We start from the raw sequence: 18,322 nt of genomic DNA on the forward strand, positions 1-18,322 counted from the left end.
CCGGATAAAGCCGGTGGCGTCGCCCTGCTGATATTCTTCCCCTTCCTCAAAAGTGGCCAGTTCAGGGCGATAAAGTGATTTTTCCGCCTTGCGGCCTACCACCGTGACATTGCCTTTGTATAATTTCAAGCGGGCGGTGCCGGTGACCTCGACCTGGGTTTCGTCGATCAGTTTTTGTAAGACCCGCATCTCCGGCGAAAACCAGTAACCATAATAGACCAGTTCGGCGTAACGGGGGATGAGGCTATCCCGGAGGTGCATGACCTCCCGGTCCAGGGTGATCGATTCCACCGCCTGATGTGCCACCCGTAAAATGGTACCCCCCGGAGTTTCATAGACGCCTCGCGACTTCATGCCCACATAGCGATTCTCCACCACATCCACCCGGCCGATGCCGTGTTCGCCTCCCAAGCGGTTCAAGTGGGCCAGCAGCGGGGCCGGAGTGAAACGCACTCCATCCACCGCCACCGGATTGCCGGCTTCAAAGTCAATCTCCAGATATTGCGGCCGATCTACCGCGTCCTCGGGGGCAGCGGTTAATAGAAACATGTCGGCCGGAGGCTCGGCCCAGGGGTCTTCCAGGATCCCGCCTTCAAAACTGGTATGCAGGAGATTCTGATCAATGGAATAGGGCTTTTCCGGGGTCACCGGCACCGCAATGCCACGGCGCCGGGCATATTCAACCAGATCAGAACGGGACCGGAAGGGCCACAGCCGCCAAGGAGCAATGATTTTCAGCTCCGGCGCCAGGGCCTGGTAAGTCAGTTCAAACCGCACCTGGTCGTTGCCCTTCCCGGTAGCGCCGTGGCTGACCGCGGCGGCCTCCTCCAGCCGGGCGATCTCCACCTGACGCTTGGCAATCAGGGGTCGGGCCAAGGAAGTCCCCAGCAGATACTGGCTCTCATAAATGGCGTTGGCCCGCAACGCCGGGAACACAAAGTCGCTGACGAATTCCTCGACCAGATCATCCAGATAGACCTTGGCGGCCCCGGTTTGCAGGGCCTTGTCCTCCATCTCCTCGAGATTCTCGTCCTGACCCAAATTAGCGGCAAAGGCAATAATCGGGCATTGGTAGGTTTCCTGCAGCCACTTTAAAATCACCGAGGTATCCAACCCCCCAGAATACGCCAGCACGATCTTGTTGATTTCAGTCATTTATTCGATTCATTCCTTGCCAAATTTTGGCTGTTATGGTCAAGATCCCAGCAGCCACTCCAACAGCGCCTTCTGGAGGTGCAGCCGGTTTTCGGCCTGATCCCAGGCAGCCGACTGCGGGCCATCGAGCACCGCGTCGGTAATCTCTTCGCCGCGGTGGGCGGGCAGGCAATGGAGGATGATGGCCTCGGGTTTGGCCTGTTGCAGCCGTTCCGTATTAACCTGAAAGCGGGCGAATTGCTGTCGCCGCTCCGGGGCTTCGCTCTCCTGGCCCATCGAAGCCCAGACATCGGTGTTAATAACCTCGGCGTCCTGGACGGCTCGATCAGGATCATCCGAGAGATATACCGATCGGCCCTTGGCATGGGCCTGAGCCAGCAATCCCGCATCCGGCTCATATCCCCGGGGACAGGCCAGGTACAGGGCAAAATCCAGGCGCAAGGCCGCCGTAATCCAGGAGTTGGCCATGTTGTTGCCGTCTCCCAGCCAGGCCACCTTGAGGTCGGTGACCCGTCCGAAGCGCTCCTGAATGGTCAACAGATCGCTTAACACCTGACAGGGGTGGTGCGTATCGGTAAGGCCATTGATCACCGGAATAGACGCGTGGCGGGCCATTTCCTCTATCATCTGCTGCTCATAGGTGCGGATCACCACCCCGTCGACGTAGCGGGACAAGACCCGGGCAGTATCGGCGAGCGGTTCCTGCCGGGCCAGTTGCGTATCCCCCCGGCTGAGGTAGATGGTGCTACCCCCTAACTGAGCCATGCCGGCTTCAAACGACACCCGGGTGCGGGTGGAGGGCTTGTCAAAAATCATCGCCAGGGTTTTGCCCACGAGCGGCATGTGACTCTGCCTCTGTCGGTGTCCCTCTTTTAATTCCAGGGCCCGCCGGATCAGGTTTAAGATCTCGGCTTTATCCAAATCCAGAATAGTTAACAGATCACGCTTCATCTTACAGCACCTTTAAGGCCTCGGTCAGAATTTCCAAAAATCGATCAATCTCGTCCCTGGTTACGATCAACGGCGGCAGAAAACGTAAAATATTGCCCTGGGTGCAATTGATCAAGGCCCCGCGCTCCCGACAGGCGACGACCACCGGGCCGCCGTCCTGGTCCAGCTCCAAGGCCAGCATCAGACCCAGCCCGCGAACTTCTTTGATCAGGTCATATCGGGCCTGGAGCTGTTGCAGCTCTTTTTTAAAATACTCACCTTTTTTTTCGACTTCAGCCAGAAAGGTCGGCTGTGAGATAATATCGAGCACGGCCCGGGCCGCGGCAGTGACCACCGGGCCGCCGCCAAAGGTGCTGGCATGGCTGCCCGGACCAAAGGCCTGAGCTGCCCGGTCGGTGGCCAACAGCGCCCCAATGGGCAGCCCGTTGGCCAAGGCTTTGGCCAGGGTCATGATATCCGGTGCAATGCCGAAATGTTCGTAGGCAAAGAGCTTGCCGGTACGGCCCATGCCGGTCTGCACTTCATCGAATACCAGCAACAGTTGATGGCGATCACAGAGCTGCCGCAATCCTTCCAGATAACCCGGCCCCGGCATCTGCACCCCGCCTTCCCCCTGAATCGGCTCAACCAGGATGGCCGCGGTGCTGGCATCAATGGCCTGTTCCACTGCCTGCAGATCATTAAAAGGAACGAATAAAAATCCCGGCATCAGCGGTGCGAAGCCCTGCCAGAATTTTTCCTGGCCGGTGGCCGACAGGGTGGCCAAAGTCCGCCCATGAAAAGAATTGCGCATGCAAATAATCTGGTAACGCTCGGGGCCAAAGCGCTTGAAGGCGTAACGGCGACAGAGCTTGATAGCCCCTTCGTTGGCCTCTGCGCCGCTGTTGCAGAAAAAGGCGCGGTCGGCGAAACTCAGGCGGGTTAATCGCTCAGCCAATTCGATCTGGTTGGGAATATGGTAAAGATTGGAAACATGGACCAATTCCTGCACCTGGCGATTGAGCGCGGCGCTGACCTCGGGGTGCACATGGCCCAGATTGCATACGGAGATACCGGCCACAAAATCCATATATTCCTTGCCTTCGACATCCCAGACTTGAACCCCCTGACCCCGGACCAGCACCAGGGGCTGGCGGGCGTAAGTCGGGATCAAGACCCGCTGTCCCCGTTCCATCCAGTTCTGACTCGTCAGAGCCATTGTGGTTTCCTGATGTTCCTTTTGCGGTTGTACGGTCGCCATGAGCTTTTCCAATGATTTTAGATCAATTTTATAAAAATAATAGATTAGTCCGCAAAGTGCTCAAATAAACGCGGGATTTGCCACTTCAGGCGGAATTCATTAATCCGTCTGGCCGCCAATCGGACATATTGTTCTTCCAGTTCATAACCGACATAGCTGCGCCCGGCTTTGAGCGCGGCAATGGCGGTTTGACCACTGCCCATGAAGGGGTCCAATACTACCTCGCCTTTGAAGGTGTATAGTTGAATTAAGCGATAGGGCAACTCTACCGGAAAGGGCGCCGGGTGGCCCACCGACCGGGCCGACTCCGCCGGAAAGGTCCAAACACTTTTGGTAAATTCCAGAAAATTGTCTCTGGTAATGGTGCTTTCCCGTTTAGAGGGGTTTTGGCGGGAAAAGTTCCCCTTGGAGAATACCAGAATATATTCATGGACGTCCCTGAGCGTCGGGTTGGCTGCCGAACGCCAACTGCCCCAGGCCGTGGACGGACTGGCGCTGGCCGCCTTGTTCCAGATGATCTCACCCCGCATCAGCAGACCAAGGTCCTGCAGATCCTGGGCCAGACAGGCATTAAGGGGCACATAGGGCTTGCGGCCCAGGTTGGCGACGTTGATGCAGGCCCGGCCGCCGGGCACCAAAACCCGCTTAACCTCCTGCCACACCCGTTTCAGGAACTTCCGGTAGCCGTCCAGCGTCAAGTCCTCATCATATTCTTTGCCCACGTTGTAAGGGGGCGAGGTCACCATCAGATGCACGCTGGCGTCGGGTAATTCAGCCATTATTTCAGAAGACTTGCAAAAAATCTTATTCAAAAATTCTTCTGGAACGGTGTTTTCGAAATATTTTAGCTTCTGCTCTTGTGGTAAAGCTTCATATAATTTGCTGGCATAAAAGCGACTGGCATCATGGCCAATTCTACCCGGTGAACCGAAGGCGCTGGTCTGGGTTCCCGATCTATTGGTTCTAGTCCGCATCAATATGCCGCTGTTTATGCCACAATCTCCGTGCCGATGCCCTGGTCCGTGAAAATCTCCAGCAGGACCGCATGCAGCAGCCGCCCGTCGATAATGTGGGACTTGGCCACGCCCGCGGCGATGGCCTCCAGGCAGCAGTTAACCTTGGGAATCATGCCGCCCTGGATGACTCCCTGGGAGATGCCCTCCAGGGCCAGTTCCCGGGTCAGGGTAGAAATCAACCGGCCGTGTTCATCCAGCACCCCGGGCACGTCGGTGAGCAGGATGAGCTTGGTGGCTTTTAAGGCCGCGGCAATCTGGCTGGCCACCAGGTCGGCATTGATGTTGTAGGTTTCGCCTGCCTCACCGACCCCCACCGGCGCGATGATGGGGATGAAATTATGGCTTTGCAAGGTCTCGATCACCGCGGTATCGATGCTGGTCACCTGGCCGACCATGCCGATGTCGATGATCTCCGGCGGTTCTTCCTGACCCCGGGGGCGGTGGAGGTGCATTTTTTGCGCCTGGATCAATTGGCCATCCTTGCCGGTTAAGCCCACGGCCCGGCCGCCGGCGGCATTGATCAGGTTGACGATCTCTTTATTGACCTTGCCCCCCAGGACCATCTCCACCACGTCCATGGTCTCGCCGTCGGTGACCCGCAGGCCCTCGACGAATTGGGACTGAATGCCCATGCGTTGCAGCGTCTGGCTGATCTGCGGGCCGCCACCATGCACCACCACCGGATTAAGGCCTAAGTATTTAAGTAAAGTAATATCCTGGGCAAAGCCCTGCTTCAGGCCCTCGTCTTTCATGGCATGGCCGCCATACTTGATGACCAGGGTGTGCCCCAGAAAGCGCCGCATATAGGGCAGGGCCTCAATAAGAATCTGGGCTTTATTAATCCACTCTTGCATCGCCAAAAGCAGGGGAACAGGCTTCCAGCCTGTTCCCAAAGCACGGGCAAGATGCCGGTGCCAAAATTAGAGAATATAACGACTCAGGTCTTCGTCCGCAATCAGGGCTGCTAACCGTTCCTGAACATAGGCGGCGGTAATGGTGATCTTGGATCTGGCCAGCTCCGGGGCATTAAAAGAGATATCTTCGACCAGCTTCTCCATCACCGTGTGCAGCCGGCGCGCCCCGATGTTTTCGGTGCGTTCATTGACCCGGGTGGCCAGGGCGGCAATCTCTTTGATGGCGTCCGGCTCAAACTCCAGCTCAATCCCCTCAGTGGCCATTAGCGCCTGATATTGCTTGACCAGGGCATTTTCCGGTTCGGTCAGGATGCGTTCAAATTCCTCCTGCCCTAGGGCTTGCAACTCCACCCGGATGGGGAAGCGGCCTTGCATCTCCGGGATCAGATCGGATGGCTTGGAGATATGGAAGGCCCCCGAGGCGATGAACAGAATATGGTCGGTGCGCACCATGCCGTGTTTGGTAGTGACCGTGGAGCCTTCGACGATGGGCAACAGATCGCGCTGCACCCCTTCCCGCGATACATCCGGCCCCCGGCTATGGTCGCGGCCGACGATCTTGTCGATTTCATCTAGAAAAATGATGCCGCTCTGTTCTACCTTGCGGCGGGCATCTTCAATCACTCGGTCCATGTCAATCAGCCGCTGGGCTTCCTCCTGAATCAGAATCTCCCGGGCTTCACAGATCTTGACTTTGCGCCGCTTGGTTTGGGCCGGAAACAGATTGCCGAACATCTCTTTGAAATTGATGTCCATTTCCTCCAGCCCGGCACTGGAAAAGATTTCCACCATGGGCATGGTCCGCTGCGTGACCTCAAGATCGACATAACGGTCATCCAGCCGCCCTTCTCTAAGCAACCGCCGGAGCTTTTCCCGGGTCTGGTCTTTATCCTCTGGTTTGGGAGCCGGGGTTTCCGCGTCCGGGCGCCGCGGGCTAGGGGGCAGCAACAGATCCAGCAAACGCTCTTCGGCCACTTCTTGAGCCTTGACCTTGACCTTCTCGCGTTCCTCGGCTTTAACCATATTGACCGCCAGTTCCATCAGGTCGCGGATCATCGACTCAACATCGCGGCCCACATAGCCGACCTCGGTGAACTTGCTGGCCTCGATCTTCAGAAACGGCGATTGGGCCAGTTTGGCCAGCCGCCGGGCAATTTCGGTCTTGCCCACCCCGGTGGGGCCGATCATAATGATGTTTTTGGGGGCTACTTCATCCCGCAAGCCCTCGGGAATCTGCTGCCGCCGCCAGCGGTTGCGTAGGGCAATGGCCACCGAGCGCTTGGCCTCAGCTTGGCCGATGATGTATTTATCCAGCTCCGACACGATTTCCCGCGGCGTCAGATGATCGCCGCGCATGGGTAATGATCTCACTAATTCCATAACGATATTTTTAATGGCGAATGATCGCGCTATCCTTTCTTTTCCATGGTGTAACTTAATTATGCTTAAAGTCCTTCTGATTTGGGTCAGAATTTAAAGCTCTTCGATCACAATCTCCTGATTGGTATAAATGCAACAAGAAGCCGCGATGGCCATGGCCTCCTGGCAGATCTGCCGGGGCTCCAGTTCCGAATATTTAAGCAAGGCCCGGGCCGCGGCCAGAGCATAAGGTCCGCCGGAACCGATGGCCATCAGACCGTCGTCGGGTTCGATAACGTCGCCGTTGCCGGAAATGAGAAAGGTGTTGTCGCCGTCGACCACCAGAAGCAAGGCCTCCAACCGTCGCAAGACCCGGTCAGTGCGCCAGTCCTTGGCCAACTCCACCACGGCCCGGGTCATATTGCCTTGGTGTTTATCCAGTTTGCCCTCAAAGCGCTCAAACAGGCTGAGGGCATCGGCAGTGGCCCCGGCGAACCCGACGATAATCTTGCCATGATAGATTTTGCGGACCTTTTTGGCCCGATGCTTCATCACCATCTCGCCCAAGGTCACTTGGCCATCACCGGCGACCGCCACTTGGCGGCCGCGGCGTACCGCTAATATCGTCGTTCCCTGAAACGGCTTATTTGCCGCGGGGATGGGCACGATCATAAACCTCCATCAAGTAATCCAGATTGATATGGAGATATCTCTGGGTACTGGAAAGCTGGGCGTGGCCCAGCAGTTCCTGAACCGCCCGCAAGTCGGCCTTGCCTTCCAGCAGATGGGTGGCAAAGGTATGCCGCAAACCATGTGGCGTCAAGGGTTGCAGCAACCCGGCCTGCCTGGCCCATTTTTCCACCAAGCGGGCTACACTGCGGGTTGTCAGGCGTCCGCCCCGATAATTCAAAAAAACCGCCTCTTGTCTACATTCCTCCGGCTGCTTCATAAGAAGTTCCAGACGTCGCTCCAGATAGACAGCCAGGGCCCGCTGGGCCGGATCGCCCAGGACCGCCAGCCGTTCCTTGCCGCCCTTGCCCTGGACCCGGAGCAGCCGATGTTCTAAGTCCACATCGGCCAGATCTAAGCTGACCAGTTCTGAGACCCGCAAACCGCCGGAATAAAAGACTTCCAGGATGGCCTGATCGCGCAACTCCAGGACCGTTGCCCCGGGTGCCTGCTCCAGTAAATGAAAAACTTCGTCAATAGTCAAGAATCTGGGCAAATGTCGATCCAGTTTGGGACCGGGGGCCAGGGCCGCCAGGTTCTGGGATAAGCACCCTCGTCTCACCAGGTACTTACAAAAAGTTCGCAGCGCCGCCAGCTTCCGGGCTACCGAGACCTTTTGGTTGAGCCGGTGCCGATAGGCCAAAAAGGCCCGCAAATCCTGATAATTCAGAGTGGCCAGTGTCCGGGGCGGCTGCCTGCCTTCCAGGAATTCCAGAAATTGCTTCAGGTCGCTCTGGTAGTTGCGGATCGTATGGGGCGACAAATGACGCTCGATCTTCAGATAGCGTATAAAGTCTTCTAAACAGGCCCACATAAACCCTGACTCAGGCCTCCTGATAACCAAATTGAAAGCATTTATAATATATTATCATATTTAAAAAATCAAATTTTTGAAACAACTTGATTTAAGGCAATCTAACCTGGCGATCGTAAGGGAGCCTGGCCAGGTTACCGCGACCGTAGAGGGCAATTTATTAGGTCCAAAAGAATTTGATAAATCAAACCCTTACAAAAATCTCCCTTTGATTGTAATTTGGGATTTGACTTATAAGGCCCGGCATTTTTAAAAAAAACCGGCGACTCAAAGTCGCCTGGCGGAGGAAATCCCATACCTGGGGAAGGTGGCGGGCTAATAGATAAAAATACGCATTTTAGTGGGGGATTCGAGATACTTGTCTAATTCACTCTGAAGTTTTTGACGCTCCGGGTTATGGTACCAGGCTTCCCAATCCGTCGGGTTCTCCCAGCTACTGATGACCAGATAATGGTTGGGATCATCGATGGCGTGGAGGGTCTCTCCGGAAATATAACCGGGCTGCTGCATGGCCTTGACCCGCAGCATTCTCAATAACCTTACTATCTCACTGACATTTTTGCCCTTAATGGTTCGTTCCATGAACACTTTGATCATTGGCACTCCCTCCCCATGGTAGATTGGTGGACGCCAGTCTAAGTTTCTGTTTCAAGGATACGGCCTGTAATAAGCGGCGTCAAGGAAAATCTCACGGGGGCCAGGAAACATCTTGTTGGTCGCCGAACACCTGTGGTAATATAAATGTAGGGGATTTTATGACCGATTTAAAGGAATTACGGGATGAGTTAGATCGCCAGGAAGATGCCTGGCTATCGCCCTATGCCACCCGCAGCCGTCAGGCCATCCGGCGGCAATATGAAGAGCGGATTGATTATGGTCACCGGCAGAATTTTGCCGTGGATACCGACCGCATTCTCCACTCCCGGGCCTACACCCGATATATTGATAAAACCCAGGTATTTTATCTGATCGATCATGACCAGATCAGTCACCGGGTCTTGCATGTGCAGCTGCTGTCCAAAATCGCTCGGACCATTGGGCGATTTTTACGTCTCAATGATGATCTCTTGGAGGCCATTGCTTTGGGCCATGATATTGGCCATCCGCCCTTTGGCCATGACGGTGAAGACATCCTCAGCCGCTTGTGCCAGGCCCACGGCATCGGTCATTTTGTCCACAGTGTCCAGGGGGTGCGCTTTTTGGATCGGGTTGAAAAAGGGGGGCGGGGTCTGAACCTTTCCTTGCAGGTTTTGGACGGCATCCTCAGTCATGATGGCGAAAGTCACCTGGAACGCCTGGCCCCGGACCGGGAGAAAACTTTTGCCCAACTCCAGAGGGAAATCGACATGAAACTGGCGGATCCGGAGATAAACCTCAAGCCCATGACTCTGGAAGGCTGTGTGGTGCGTTTGGCCGACACCATCAGTTATATCGGGCGGGATTTAGAAGACGCTATCCTGTTGAACCTGGTGCGTCGTGAGGATTTACCACCGCTAGTCCAGACCCAGCTTGGTCAGACCAACGGTACTATAGTTTATTCTCTGGTTTCCGATCTTATTGAAAACAGCTTTAACAAGAATTATGTCTGTTACAGTCCGGAAATCGGGGCGGCGCTGCGCCAACTCAGGGAGTTCAACTATCAGCGTATTTACAATAATCCCCGCATCAAGGTGGAAACCGGCAAGATCGAGAAACTCTTTGGCGCTCTGTTTGACCGATTTCTACAGGATCTGGAGCAGGAGCAGCGGCAGTCGCCGATCTGGGTGGATTTTTTGGCTCAGATGCAGCCGGTCTATTGGGAAGCCAGTCAGCCGGCCGAAATCGTCCGGGATTTCCTGGCCTCTATGACCGATGCCTATTTTCTGCGGCAATGTCAGGAACTCTTTTTCCCGCAGCCGCTGCCGGCGCGTTTTGCCTGAACCGATCCGGCTGAAGGAGTCACACGGATGCGAGTCATGACCTTTAACCTGCGCTTTGAAACAGCTGAGGACGGCCCTTTTCAATGGAAATACCGCAAGGAGCTGGTGCTGGAGACCATTTGGGCCTATCAGCCGGATCTAATCGGCACCCAGGAAGGCACCGTGCCGCAGTTAGATTATCTAACCGCCCACCTGACCGGCTATCTACCCTTTGTAGCGCATCGCCACATTGATCCAACCTGTCAGTATCCCACTATTTTCTATCGTGCCCAGAACATGGTCCCGGGGCCGGGAACGGAATTTTGGTTATCAACAACCCCAGGGGTGCATCGCAGTAAAGATTGGGGCAGCGCCTTTCCCCGGATGGTTACTTTTGGCCAGTTCCGGGAGATTGATCGGGACCAGTGGTTTTATTTTGCCGACACTCATTTGGACCATATCTCGGAGCCGGCCCGATTGATGGGAGCCCGGATAATTCAGGAATATTTTGCCCAAGTCGGTCAGCCGACTATTCTGGCCGGGGATTTCAATGATCACCCCGGCTCTGAGGTGCATCGGCTGCTGGTCGAGGACGGCAGTCCATTTCGGGACACCTGGACTTTGCTGAATCGCCCCGAAGCAGAGATTACCACTCAGCATAAATTTACCGGCGAACTTTTCGGCCACCGGATTGATTGGGTGCTGATTACTCCACCGTTTAGGGTGAGGGAGGCCATGATTATTACCTATAACGTCAATGGCCGCTACCCCTCTGATCACTTTCCGTATCTGGTGGATTTAGAATATTGAGCAGTCATAGCTTAGACAACGTTTGAAGGGGGAAGTAGTAAGTTCAAGCCCGGCACACTTCAAAAAAGTCGCAAGGCCAGGAGGGGGGAGATGGGCCGCCGATTAATCGGGAGTCTATTATTAATCTGGCTGTTTGGGGTTGGGGGAAGCGCGGCGCTAGCGGCTCCGTGGGATGTCGAGGTTCAGCCGCTCTACCAACAGGTCACTGGAAGTACCGAGGAATATTCTGTAAAAAAGGGGGATCAACTAAGTCAGATCGCCCGTCAGAAAGGGGTCCGCTGGCGGGTCTTGGCTCGTCGCAATAATCTTCCTCAAAAACCGCGGTTGCGTCCCGGAATGACCCTGACCATTACCAATACTCATATTATACCCAAAGAATTAGACCATGGACTGGTCATCAACATACCGGAATTGAGGCTTTATCGTTTTGATCAGGGCAATTTTCAAAGACATTATACCCTGGCGGTAGGCCGCCGCACCTGGCAAACCCCTACCGGTGAATTCGAGATTATCAATAAAGTCCGGAATCCCACCTGGCTGGTGCCACCCTCTATCCAGCGGGAGATGGCGGCCAATGGGCGAGAGGTGCTGACTTCGGTCCCCCCCGGTCCGAAAAACCCTCTGGGTTCTTACTGGCTGGCCACCTCTGCCCCGGGAGTGGGGATTCATGCCACTCCCCGACCCTGGACGGTAGGACATTTTGCCTCCCATGGCTGCATCCGCATGCTGGCGGAGGAAATTGCCGAGCTGTTTGAGCATGTAGAGATCGGTACCCCAGTAAAAATCATCTACCGGCCCTTCAAAATTGCTGTCACCCAAGACCGGCGGGTGTATTTGGAGGTGCACCCCGATATTTATCGCAAGGGCCTAGATTCCATTACCGGGGTGGAGGACCTGATCAAAAGACATCATCTGGAAGATTTGGTGAATTGGAAGCGGGTCTATGAAGTTATCAGAGACAAAGAGGGCATTGCTGAGGATATTACCCGAAAAGACCCTTCCGATACCGTCATTGGCCAGAACGTACCGTCGGGTCAGAAAAAAACCCCGGTTTCCAACTTGCCAGAATCTTGAAAACACGATAACATTATTGAATTAAAAGACGCGGGGCGTTTGAGACCAAACCCTCCGAGACAGTCAGACGGTTTTTTTCAAGAACACTACCGGACAATCACCGGGTGCTGGTTAATGCTTGAACCAGGGAAATAATCTGCTTTTAACCGACGGTGTCGCCAGATGTCTTTTAGCACGGCCGAAATCAGGGAAGAGAACCGCAAATTAGCGTATCTGCGGTTTTTAGTAGATCAAGCTTTGCGGCTGATCCGCTCCGGTGAGGTCAACCAGGAGCAGGCGGCCAGAATGGTAGCTAATATACGCGCCCAGGCCTTGACGCTTTTTCCAGGCAAGGAGGCGGTGTTCGACCTGATCTATCAGCCCCGGTTTCAGCGCGCTATTACCGAAACCTTCCGCTTACATTAAGAATCCTTAAAAGGAGAGTCAATAATGACCTACCAGATTACCTTGCTTAGAATGATGGGGATCGGACTGCTGACCCTGGGCCTGCTAGGGGCCACGCAGGTTCTGGCCCAGAGTGCTTCAACACCAGATCAGGCCCTGCTCTACCAGCGGGCGGTGTCACTTTTAGACAAAGCCCAACAGAAGTTGGAAGGTAACTTTACCGCTGAGGCCAAAGCCCTGGCCAAGGAGGCCAACTCCCTCTTTTCTACTTTGCAGAATGAACTTTCACAAGAACTCATGCAACGAAAACTGAGCCCTGCCGAAATGAAGCAGGAGGCGATCAACAAAAAACTGGCCACCGATTATTATGCCCAGGGCGATGAGTTGATGCAGTCCGCCCAGCAAAAGGAAGCCCTGAGCCGGGATTTGGAAAAACAAGGAAAGGAGGAGGCATCGGTTCAACAACTCACCGAAGCCAAACGGGAATATGATCTGGCCCACCAGATGTATGTCAAGTCCCAGATCTACAACCTGCGCAATCAAGAGATAGCCTTTAAATTTATAAAAAAGTAATCCCGAGGAACGAGGGTGAGCGAAGTTCTTTGGGTCCTGGTAAACTCATAGCCATTTTCTATCCGACCTCAAGGCATGATGATCAACATTTATGCAGATAAAGGAGACAGATCATGGATGCGACCCGCGAGCTAAAGCAGCAGTTAGGCCCCATTGTCGACCAGCTAATAAACATGACCGGAACGGCGCGGGACGCCTTTAACCGGCATCGCCGCCAGTGTTTGATCGACCTTAACCAGCAACATGAGACCTTTACCCAAAAGATCAACGCGGCAATCGGCCAGGTGGAAGGGCTGTTGTCCCGAGCCTCTGGGAGCGAAAAGACCACATTGCTCCAGCTGCACAGTATCCTCTCCCATCTGAACGCCATCGGCGATAATTTGGCCCGCCTGGCCGAACCGCTGCAGAAAAAGATTCAGGAGGCGGTGTTGTTCTCGGATAAAGCGGTGGCTCAGACCAATTATCTTTTTGATCATCAGGTTGGAATACTGCGTTCCCTGGTCGATATTGTCCATACCGATAATCAATTTCTTAAGAAATACGTCGTCGAAGAGGGCCAGAAGATGCGCCAGGCCTGCCTGGAATTCGCTACCGAACATGAAGCTCGCCTGATCGAGGGCCTGTGCCTGCCGCAAGCCGGTCCGATTTTTTTGGCCATCCTTGACCGTATGCAAACCATTACTCAACATGAATTGGAGATTGCCGGGCTGTTGACCAAGAAATCCTGAGGGCCAGGCCCAGGCGTGACGGTTAACCGACCAATTTTAAGGGGATAATAACAACTTAGGAAGATTACCGACTGATATCCACCGGCGCCCCGGTCTCTTCTTCGATAGCTCGCAGGAAACGGGTCCAGTTGATATAGTTCTCCAGGTGGTGGTTTTGGATCAGTTCCCGGGCGTACAGCAGCATATCGGGAATTTTATGGTAGACATCTTTATGAACTTCGATGAAGATGCGACCATCCCGAAAGCCCAATTTCACCGGAGCATAGATGATTTGCACCGGGGTGCCGACCGGGGTCAGCTGGTATAGCTCGGCAATATCCTCGGGATAGAGGCGGATGCAACCATGACTCACCAGTCTCCCGACCCCGTGAGGATAACAGGTGCCGTGGATGCCGTAATGCGATAACCCTAGCCAATGGCTGCCGACCGGGTTTTCATCACCCGGCGGCATATAGGACATGCCATATTTTTTCCGGAGGGAAACGGGGATTCGCCAGCCAGGATTTTCAGCCTTGGCGGTAACCCGAAACTGGCGGAAGGGAGTCTTATAGTCCATGACCCCGATGCCGATAGGGTAGGTTCTGACCTGGCCCTGATCCGGGAAGAAGCGGTAGAGGCGCAATTCCGCGGCGTTAATAATGATTCCTTGCGGCGTCGGCACTGGGGGGAGAATCCAGCGGGTGGGAATGTCCAGATCCTGCCCCCAGGGCAGATACCAGTGGTCTATTTCCCGGTGGTACCGGGCTAATTCCCAAAATCCCAGGTCATAGCGCCGGGCAATAAAATACATATTTTCGTACCGGACCAGATGGTGAGTCTGGGGCTCACCCACCACCGTCCAGGCCTGGGGATCAATGCCCACTGGCCTTTGGGGCAGGCGATAGGCGAACGGGCCGGCCGGCCGAGCCGGGGTCGAAGGACACCAGAGACAGACCAACAAAGTTAAAAAGCGGAGTAACTTAAGAAAGGGCATCGGTATCCTGTTAGTTATTCAGATTTCATAAATATAAGCTAAAGCGGCCCGTTATCAAAGAGAAAAAAGGTGAGCCGGCAAAAAGGAAAAAACAAACTTACCTCACCCCAACCCCAGCCTTTACCTGAACCACAAGTAATTCCCCTGGAGGATCGTCTCGATCTCCACACCTTTCGACCCCAAGACCTGGGCACCTTAATCCCCGAATATCTAGAGCTTTGTCATCGGCGGGGTTTATTGGAGGTCAAACTCATCCACGGCAAGGGCACCGGAGCCTTAAAGGCCCGGGTCCAGGCCATTCTGAAGCGGCATCCGTTGGTGGCCGGCTTTGCTGATGCCGATCCTCGGGGCGGCGGTTGGGGAGCTACCTTGGTCTATCTGACCTCGGAGTCACAGTAATGATCCTGGACGTGCATACGCATATCTTTCCTGATCCGGTGATCCGTCACCGGGAAGATTTCTTTGCTGATGAGCCGGCCTTTCGCTGGCTGTATGACTCACCCCGGGCCCGATTAATCAGCGCCGCTGAACTGGTGGCCGCCATGGCCGCCGAAGGGGTGCAGCGCTCCGTCACCTTTGGCTTTCCCTGGCGGCAGGAGCGGCTCTGGCGTCTGCAAAATGACACGGTGCTGGAGGCCATGCAGCGCTACCCGCAGCAGCTCATCGGCTTCTGTTGTGTCAACCCCTTGGAATCCGGAGCCGCCCGGGAGGTCGAACGTTGTCTGGCCGCGGGCTGCCGCGGGGTGGGAGAATTGGCCTTTTATATCGAAGCTCCGGGCTCAGAGCTGGTATCCGCCTTGGCTCCCCTTGCTGACCTCTGCCAGGGCTACCGGGTCCCCCTGATGCTCCATACCAATGAACCCATCGGCCACTCTTACCCAGGTAAAAGTCCGGTCGGTCTGGAAGAAATCTATGGCGTGGTGCGCGCCTTCCCTGACCTGAACCTGATTCTGGCACACTGGGGCGGCGGCCTGCTGTTCTTTGGTCTGCTCAAAAAAGAGGTGCCGGAAGCCCTAAAAAATGTCTATTTTGACACGGCCGCGTCCCCCTATCTCTATCATCCGCAAATTTACCGCTTGGCGGCAGAAATCGTTGGACCGGAAAAGATCCTGTTCGGCAGTGATTACCCCCTGCTGCCACCGTCTCGTTATCTGGCCGAAATGCAAGAGGCCGGGATTACCGCTGAGGTGCAACAGATGATCACCCGCCAGAATATGGAGCGCTTGTTAGGGCTCTGAGGACCGGACCGAGACGGGCTTTCTAAAAATCATCGCCTAGATTTTAATATCTTGAAAAATTTTATAATTAATATTATTCTGGAATCAGTCCACTCGCCGGGGGATTCGGGAAGATTCTCATCGTATGGTTTTTATTTGATTATTTACCGTCTTGAACTCCTCTTGCTTCAGCTCATCATCAATGGAAGCAGAATATCAGACATCCGGATAGCGATTAAGGCGGATACTTGTTTTTTGGCTGACCCGGCGCGATGATTATCGAAATATTTTGCGAATGTTAGCAAGGATTAGTTGATGCAATACTATTCGGATTTCTTGGTCATCGGCTCTGGGCTGGCAGGCTTGAGTTATGCCCTTAAGGTAGCCCCTTATGGGACAGTCAATGTGGTAACCAAACGAGGCATTATGGACACCAGTACCCGGCGGGCCCAGGGCGGCATTGCCGCGGTATTGAGTCCGGAAGATAGTTTTGATCTGCATATTAAAGATACCCTGGAAGCCGGGGATGGTCTGTGTCATCCTGATATTGTCGAAATGGTAGTCCACCAGGGCCCGGAGCGCATTGCCGAGTTGATAGAGATGGGGGCGCATTTCGATCTGCGCAGTATGAGTGAGAACAGTTACGATCTGACCCGCGAGGGCGGTCATTCCAAACGTCGTATTATCCATGCCCATGACATGACGGGCGAGGAAGTCGAACGCATATTGGTTAACCGGGTTTTAGAGCATCCCAACATCAAGGTTTTTGAAAATCATATCGCGGTTGATCTTATCACGCGCCATAAGCTGCTGCGGCGGGGCGCAGTCGTGACCAATGCCGAGGAATCCTGCCTGGGGGCTTATGTCTTGAATATTGACCGCGGCGAAGTCGAAACCTATGTAGCTCCCATTATCTTGCTGGCCACGGGCGGGGCCAGCAAGGTCTATCTCTACACCAGCAACCCGGATATTGCCACCGGCGACGGGGTGGCAATTGCCTATCGGGCCGGGGCGCTGATCGGTAATATGGAGTTTGTACAATTTCATCCTACCTGTCTGTTTCACCCCCTGGCCAAGAACTTCCTGATCTCCGAAGCCGTCCGGGGCGAAGGGGGCATCCTCATGGATAAACACGGCGTCCCCTTTATGGAGAAATACCATCCTTTAAAAGACCTGGCCTGCCGGGATATTGTGGCCCGAGCCATTGACGAGGAGTTAAAGAAGAGTGGGGATGACTGTGTTTTTTTAGATATTAGCCACAAGCCCGCGGATTTCTTGCGGTCCCGATTCCCCAGCATTTATCAGAAGTGTCTCTCACTGGGGATTGATATGACCAAGGAGCCCATCCCGGTGGTCCCCGCCGCCCACTACTGCTGCGGGGGGGTAGTTACCGATGCCGTGGGCCGCACTACCATCCGCAATCTTTATGCCATCGGCGAGGTGTCGATGACCGGCCTGCATGGCGCCAACCGCTTGGCCAGCAATTCCTTACTGGAGGCTTTGGTCTTTGCCCACCAAGCCGCCCAGCATTCCAAAGAGGCTTTGGCCCAGATGCGGCCGCCCGATCTTTCCGAGGTGCTGGAGTGGAACCCCTTTGGGGCCGCAGACAGCGATGAAAACGTCGTCGTTTCCCAAAACTGGGATGAAATCCGCCGCTTTATGTGGAATTATGTCGGCATTGTACGGACCGATAAGCGCCTCACCCGGGCCAAGCATCGGATTGACTTGATTCAGCAGGAGATTAATGAATATTATTGGAATTTTTTAATTACCAGCGATCTGGTGGAACTCCGCAATCTGGCGGTGGTCGCCGAACTGATCATTACCTGCGCCCTGAAGCGCAAAGAGAGTCGGGGATTGCATTATAACCTGGATTATCCTTATAAAGACGAGGTTAACTGGCAGCGAGACACACTGGTCTCTCTGGCCAGGTAGAAGCGAGGTATGAGCGTCAACATCCTCTTGGCAGATGACGACACCCAGATCACCAGCGCTTTACAAGAATATCTGGAAGAAGCCGGTTACCAGGTTCAGGCCGTAACCGATGGACAACAGGCGCTGACCGAGTTCCAGGCCGAAAAATTCGAGATTGCTATTTTGGACCTGTTCATGCCCGGTATTTCCGGATTGGATCTCCTGTCCCAATTCAAGCAGATCTCCCCTGAAACTGAGGTCATCATCTTTACCGGATATGCTGACCTGGATAGTGCGGTAGAGGCCCTGCGGCGTGGAGCCTATGATTATCTCTTAAAGCCCATACCCCATCTGGAATCCCTGACTGCCCTGATTGAACGGGCCCTGGAACGGCAACGTCTATACAAGGCCAATCAGGCCATGGTGGCCGAACTGACTATTGCCCGGGAGGCCTTAACCCAACAGCGATTGCAGGAACTCAAGCGCATCCGTCAGATCGGCGAAGGATTAAGCAAGGCCTTGAATTTGGATCAGGTCATTGAATTGCTTGTCAATCTGATCTGGGAGACCATT

Annotated in this window: 20 protein-coding genes; 10 read left to right on the forward strand and 10 right to left on the reverse strand. The window is 54.5% G+C overall.

From position 1 onward, the window contains the following. From JRG72_09820 to JRG72_09860, 9 genes are all read right to left on the reverse strand, one after another. On the reverse strand, positions 1-1,155 hold a 1,155-nt coding region (locus JRG72_09820; GenBank protein MBW2135502.1), incomplete at its 3' end, for an argininosuccinate synthase. A 39-nt stretch (positions 1,156-1,194) separates the two neighbouring features. Then, the gene (gene argF / locus JRG72_09825) at positions 1,195-2,106 is read right to left on the reverse strand and encodes an ornithine carbamoyltransferase (GenBank protein ID MBW2135503.1); all 912 of its coding nucleotides are present in this window, start codon (positions 2,104-2,106) and stop codon (positions 1,195-1,197) included. A gap of 1 nt (position 2,107) precedes the next feature. Continuing rightward, complete coding sequence (locus JRG72_09830) at positions 2,108-3,304, reverse strand: acetylornithine transaminase (GenBank protein MBW2135504.1); 1,197 nt, start codon at positions 3,302-3,304, stop codon at positions 2,108-2,110. Between the two features lie 86 nt (positions 3,305-3,390). Continuing rightward, positions 3,391-4,320 (reverse strand): site-specific DNA-methyltransferase, encoded by a 930-nt coding sequence (locus JRG72_09835; GenBank protein MBW2135505.1) that lies wholly within the window; start codon positions 4,318-4,320, stop codon positions 3,391-3,393. A gap of 14 nt (positions 4,321-4,334) precedes the next feature. Further along, entirely contained in the window at positions 4,335-5,216 is an 882-nt protein-coding gene (argB, locus tag JRG72_09840) for an acetylglutamate kinase (GenBank protein MBW2135506.1), read from the reverse strand. 66 nt (positions 5,217-5,282) lie between these two features. Beyond that, positions 5,283-6,632, reverse strand: coding sequence for an ATP-dependent protease ATPase subunit HslU (gene hslU, locus JRG72_09845; GenBank protein MBW2135507.1), 1,350 nt, complete (start codon positions 6,630-6,632; stop codon positions 5,283-5,285). A 117-nt stretch (positions 6,633-6,749) separates the two neighbouring features. Beyond that, positions 6,750-7,307: an ATP-dependent protease subunit HslV gene (hslV, locus tag JRG72_09850; GenBank protein ID MBW2135508.1), complete on the reverse strand. Its 558-nt coding sequence runs from the start codon at positions 7,305-7,307 to the stop codon at positions 6,750-6,752. Then, positions 7,279-8,178 (reverse strand): tyrosine recombinase XerC, encoded by a 900-nt coding sequence (locus tag JRG72_09855; protein ID MBW2135509.1) that lies wholly within the window; start codon positions 8,176-8,178, stop codon positions 7,279-7,281. Before JRG72_09855 ends, hslV begins: the two co-directional genes overlap by 29 nt. Positions 8,179-8,493: 315 nt before the next feature. Further along, positions 8,494-8,775, reverse strand: coding sequence for an antibiotic biosynthesis monooxygenase (locus tag JRG72_09860; protein ID MBW2135510.1), 282 nt, complete (start codon positions 8,773-8,775; stop codon positions 8,494-8,496). Between the two features lie 158 nt (positions 8,776-8,933). Between JRG72_09860 and JRG72_09865 the strand changes: the two genes are divergently transcribed. From JRG72_09865 to JRG72_09890, 6 genes are all read left to right on the forward strand, one after another. Continuing rightward, positions 8,934-10,097, forward strand: a complete 1,164-nt coding sequence (locus tag JRG72_09865) for an HD domain-containing protein (GenBank protein ID MBW2135511.1) — start codon at positions 8,934-8,936, stop codon at positions 10,095-10,097. A 27-nt stretch (positions 10,098-10,124) separates the two neighbouring features. Further along, the gene (locus JRG72_09870; protein ID MBW2135512.1) at positions 10,125-10,886 is read left to right on the forward strand and encodes an endonuclease/exonuclease/phosphatase family protein; all 762 of its coding nucleotides are present in this window, start codon (positions 10,125-10,127) and stop codon (positions 10,884-10,886) included. A gap of 90 nt (positions 10,887-10,976) precedes the next feature. Beyond that, positions 10,977-11,960, forward strand: a complete 984-nt coding sequence (locus tag JRG72_09875; GenBank protein ID MBW2135513.1) for a L,D-transpeptidase family protein — start codon at positions 10,977-10,979, stop codon at positions 11,958-11,960. A 162-nt stretch (positions 11,961-12,122) separates the two neighbouring features. After that, the gene (locus tag JRG72_09880) at positions 12,123-12,365 is read left to right on the forward strand and encodes a hypothetical protein (GenBank protein ID MBW2135514.1); all 243 of its coding nucleotides are present in this window, start codon (positions 12,123-12,125) and stop codon (positions 12,363-12,365) included. A gap of 24 nt (positions 12,366-12,389) precedes the next feature. After that, positions 12,390-12,917 carry a hypothetical protein gene (locus tag JRG72_09885; GenBank protein ID MBW2135515.1) on the forward strand — a complete coding sequence of 176 codons (528 nt, stop codon included), beginning with the start codon at positions 12,390-12,392 and terminating at the stop codon, positions 12,915-12,917. Positions 12,918-13,030: 113 nt separating this feature from the next. Continuing rightward, positions 13,031-13,645, forward strand: coding sequence for a hypothetical protein (locus tag JRG72_09890; protein ID MBW2135516.1), 615 nt, complete (start codon positions 13,031-13,033; stop codon positions 13,643-13,645). 64 nt (positions 13,646-13,709) lie between these two features. On the opposite strand, the gene JRG72_09895 is transcribed toward JRG72_09890, so the two are convergent. Then, positions 13,710-14,618 carry a L,D-transpeptidase family protein gene (locus JRG72_09895; protein MBW2135517.1) on the reverse strand — a complete coding sequence of 303 codons (909 nt, stop codon included), beginning with the start codon at positions 14,616-14,618 and terminating at the stop codon, positions 13,710-13,712. A 69-nt stretch (positions 14,619-14,687) separates the two neighbouring features. Here JRG72_09895 and JRG72_09900 point away from each other — a divergent pair, with 69 nt between their 5' ends. The 4 genes from JRG72_09900 to JRG72_09915 all read left to right on the forward strand — a co-directional run. After that, a complete protein-coding gene (locus JRG72_09900; protein MBW2135518.1) occupies positions 14,688-15,017 on the forward strand; it encodes a Smr/MutS family protein in 330 nt (109 codons plus the stop codon). A gap of 2 nt (positions 15,018-15,019) precedes the next feature. Beyond that, positions 15,020-15,856, forward strand: coding sequence for an amidohydrolase family protein (locus JRG72_09905; protein ID MBW2135519.1), 837 nt, complete (start codon positions 15,020-15,022; stop codon positions 15,854-15,856). 294 nt (positions 15,857-16,150) lie between these two features. Then, positions 16,151-17,770, forward strand: a complete 1,620-nt coding sequence (gene nadB, locus JRG72_09910; protein MBW2135520.1) for an L-aspartate oxidase — start codon at positions 16,151-16,153, stop codon at positions 17,768-17,770. Between the two features lie 9 nt (positions 17,771-17,779). Continuing rightward, the coding region (locus JRG72_09915; GenBank protein ID MBW2135521.1) for a response regulator at positions 17,780-18,322 on the forward strand (543 nt) is incomplete at its 3' end.

The sequence above is a fragment of the Deltaproteobacteria bacterium genome (assembly GCA_019309545.1).
In the GTDB taxonomy this organism is placed as follows: Bacteria; Desulfobacterota; Desulfobaccia; order Desulfobaccales; family Desulfobaccaceae; genus Desulfobacca_B.